Origin of the sequence: Algoriphagus sp., assembly GCF_024305035.1 — a bacterium.
In the GTDB taxonomy this organism is placed as follows: Bacteria; Bacteroidota; Bacteroidia; order Cytophagales; family Cyclobacteriaceae; genus Algoriphagus.
In genome coordinates, this window is record NZ_JAMWZB010000064.1 from 1 (window position 1) to 3,459 (window position 3,459).

Sequence of the window (3,459 nt, forward strand, 5' to 3'; positions counted from 1 at the left end):
TTTGGGTTATGGATAGTAAAAGATTATGTAAAGTAAGCACTACAAAAGCAGCATTGAGGTCTATTAGCAGGCGAACATACTTTGCATAATAATAAGCGTTGTTCTCATGATTGTAATGGTACAGTCATGAAAAACAACCTGTTATGAAAAAAATAAACGAAGCCTTCGACCAGCTCATTTACGACGCGGGAGAAGTATTGAAGCACAAACTGTTAAGGACGGACAGCACAGTAAATTGGTATCGTATCTACTGGAGAAGAATGGGACGCCAGTTACTGGAACAAGGTATTTCTGAATTCAACTCTGGTGTCGGTAGGCAATATTTACTAAGCCAGTTTGGGGAGTTTGATTATGCTACCCTTTCAAAAAGAGACAAGGACATTGTAAAAATTGTCAATGTATTGTGCGAGTATTATGAGACTGGTTCCTTAGCCAGCACCCGGGAACGGATCATGTTGGACGGCCATATTGGAGATTTGGTAAAGCTGTTTATAAACCATCTGGTCTCACTCCGATTAAAGGCATCAACAATAAGGGAGCGTGAACATTACCTGAGCAGATTTCTCATTCATCTGAATGAGAAAGGAATCAACTCTATGGATAAGGTGGGCAAATTTGTCATCCTGGATTACCTTAAAACCTTAGATGTTAGGCATTCAACTGTAGCTCATATGACTTTAAGAGCGATCAGAGGGTTTTTGAAGTTTCTCTTCCAACAAGAACTAATAAAAACAGACACTTCACTTTCCGTTCCTAAAGATAACTATAGAAAACAAGCCAAACTGCCTTCTGTCTTCAAGGCCGATGAAATTCAGAGGATGATAGATAAGATCGATCGCTCAAGTGTTTGTGGTAAACGTAATTATGCCATCGTATTAATTGCCGCCAGACTCGGTTTGAGAGCATCCGATATTGCCGGACTTAAGTTCGAGAACCTATGTTGGGAACAGAGTACAATATCGATATGTCAGTTCAAAACGGGGCGTCCACTCCAATTACCTTTACTTGCTGAAGTCGGAGAGGGAATCATTGATTACCTGAAGTTCGGGAGGCCGGTTTCTGGTGAGCCCTACGTGTTCCTGTCTGGACGGTCCCCATTTGGACGGATGTATACTTGTGGAATAACCAGTCTTGTGAATCGCGCATTTATAAGCTCAGGGGTCAATATCGGCCATCGGCACCACGGACCGCATGCACTTCGTCACAGCCTTGCCAGTTTACTCCTGGAGCAGAAGACAGTTTTACCGGTAATTACAGAAGTGCTTGGTCATGAAAATTCCCGTTCAACAAAAAATTATTTACGGGTAGACCTATCATCCATGAAGCAATGCATGCTTGAAGTATCTGCAGTTTCTGACGACTTCTATAATCAGAAAGGAGGGTGTTTTTATGCGTAACTTCATCGGAATATATGCCCCGTATATTGATCAATATCTCGATTATAAAAGGCAATTGGGCTTTAAGCAGGGAACAGAGGAATTCATATTTGCAGTTTTTGACCGCTTTACTGTTGAACGAGGCGAAACGAAGTTGGGTATTACTGCGGAACTTTCTCAATCATGGATGCAGGCAGGGATTAACCTGTCCTCATCATATAACTTTCATCGCGCAGTGCTCATCAACAAGCTGGCGTCATTCCTTAATGAACAGGGCATTCGCTCTTATGTCATGCGTTTGCCCAGATATAAAAGTGACTTTACACCCTATGTTTTTTCAAAGGATGAACTTCAGCGACTTTTTGAGGCAGCTGATAATTTTCGGATTCAAAAGGGATTGAAGCAAATCATATTTGCAGTACCTGCACTATTAAGGTTGCTCTTTGCTACAGGCCTTAGAGGCGGCGAGGCATTGGCCTTATCTGTCACTGATGTCAACTTGGATGACAGGATCATCCTTGTACGTGACAGTAAGAACGGACAAGAACGTGTGATTCCCTTTTCAGATTCGTTGGCTATAGTACTTAGGCAATATACTTTTTATAAGAATAAGTTGCCTTCCAGCCTGAAAAAGGATGACCGATTTTTCATTGCACTTGACGGAAAAAAAATATCATACGATTGCTTCGGCCGCTGGTTTTCCCGGTTATTATCCATTGCCGGAATCCCAAAAGGTCGTGGTATAACACCACACGCATTACGTCATTCATTTAGCGTCCATTCATTGGCAATGATGGCTGAGAATGGCATGGACATCTATTGTTGCTTACCGGTTCTTTCAACCTATCTGGGGCATCAGGCAATCGAATCCACGAATCATTATGTTAGGTTGGTGTCAGCAATGTACCCTGGCTTGCTCAGGGATATCGACAGGATCTGCATAAATGTTTTTCCTAACATAACAGGCCATGAAACCTACTGACTTTTCAAAATACCTGACTGGTTTTCTGACCGGGTATTTGGCCCACGAGCGTGGAGCCAGTAAACATACAATCAAGGCTTATCGGGATACATTCGTTCTGTTCATAGGATACATGCAAACCCAAGGCATCTCTGTATCAAAGTTGTCATTAGAAAACATCAACCAGGGAGCAGTCGTCGGTTTTCTGGACTGGTTGCAATCGGAGCGCAAAAACAGTAACGCAACAAGGAATGCACGATTGGCTGCGGTCCACGCTTTCTTCAGTTACGTTCAGTACCAAAATCCTGAGCATTTGCATGAGTTTCAGAAAATACTGTCAATACCGATGAAAAATAAGTCGGTAATACCAATGAGCTACCTTTCGATCGATGCAATAAAAATGCTTTTGCAGCAACCGGATATCCACACCGTTAAAGGTAGACGTGATCTGGCCTTACTTTCATTATTGTACGATACTGGTGCGCGTGTCCAAGAGATTATTGATCTGACTCCATCCAGTCTTAGGCTTGATAAGTTGAGCACAATCCGGATAGCCGGGAAAGGAAATAAAACCCGCATCATTCCCATGCTTGCCGATCAGGTGAGGTTATTAAGACCTTACCTTGAAGAACATGGTCTTGTCCAGGCCCATAAACACACGCATCCACTTTTCTTCAACAGTAGATCGGAAAAACTTACACGGGCTGGTGTAAACTATATTTTACAGAAATATGCCAACATGGCCAGAAAATTAAAGCCAGAACTGATTCCTGTAATATCACCACATTCGCTTAGGCACAGCAAGGCAATGCATCTATTACAGGCCGGCGTGAATCTGGTTTATATCCGCGATATACTCGGCCATGTTTCTGTGCAAACAACTGAGGTCTATGCCCGGGCAGACTCACGTGCAAAACGGGAGGCTATCGAAAAAGCATACATCTCAGTTGTGCCAGAAAAGGATCCAGTATGGTTGTCTAATGAAAACCTTTTAGACTGGCTTAAGCTTTTTTAAACCTTGTTATTATGTAAAGTAATGTGATTGAAAATTGCTGTTTACTGAAAGAGAAACGTGTAATCTGTCACTTACTTTACATAATCTTTTACTAAGCATAACCCAAA

3 protein-coding genes are annotated in these 3,459 nt (G+C 42.2%); all 3 read left to right on the forward strand.

Annotated features, from left to right (window positions below):
* Positions 1-143: 143 nt before the first annotated feature.
* Genes Q0L00_RS19470 through Q0L00_RS19480 form a run of 3 tightly spaced genes read left to right on the forward strand, consistent with a single transcriptional unit; the run spans position 144 to position 3,352 of the window.
* Positions 144-1,397, forward strand: coding sequence for a site-specific integrase (locus Q0L00_RS19470; RefSeq protein ID WP_297338564.1), 1,254 nt, complete (start codon positions 144-146; stop codon positions 1,395-1,397).
* Positions 1,390-2,358 (forward strand): tyrosine-type recombinase/integrase, encoded by a 969-nt coding sequence (locus Q0L00_RS19475; protein WP_297338565.1) that lies wholly within the window; start codon positions 1,390-1,392, stop codon positions 2,356-2,358. The genes Q0L00_RS19470 and Q0L00_RS19475 overlap by 8 nt, the downstream gene beginning before the upstream one ends.
* Positions 2,345-3,352 carry a site-specific integrase gene (locus tag Q0L00_RS19480; protein ID WP_297338566.1) on the forward strand — a complete coding sequence of 336 codons (1,008 nt, stop codon included), beginning with the start codon at positions 2,345-2,347 and terminating at the stop codon, positions 3,350-3,352. Before Q0L00_RS19475 ends, Q0L00_RS19480 begins: the two co-directional genes overlap by 14 nt.
* The last annotated feature ends 107 nt before the right edge of the window (positions 3,353-3,459 follow it).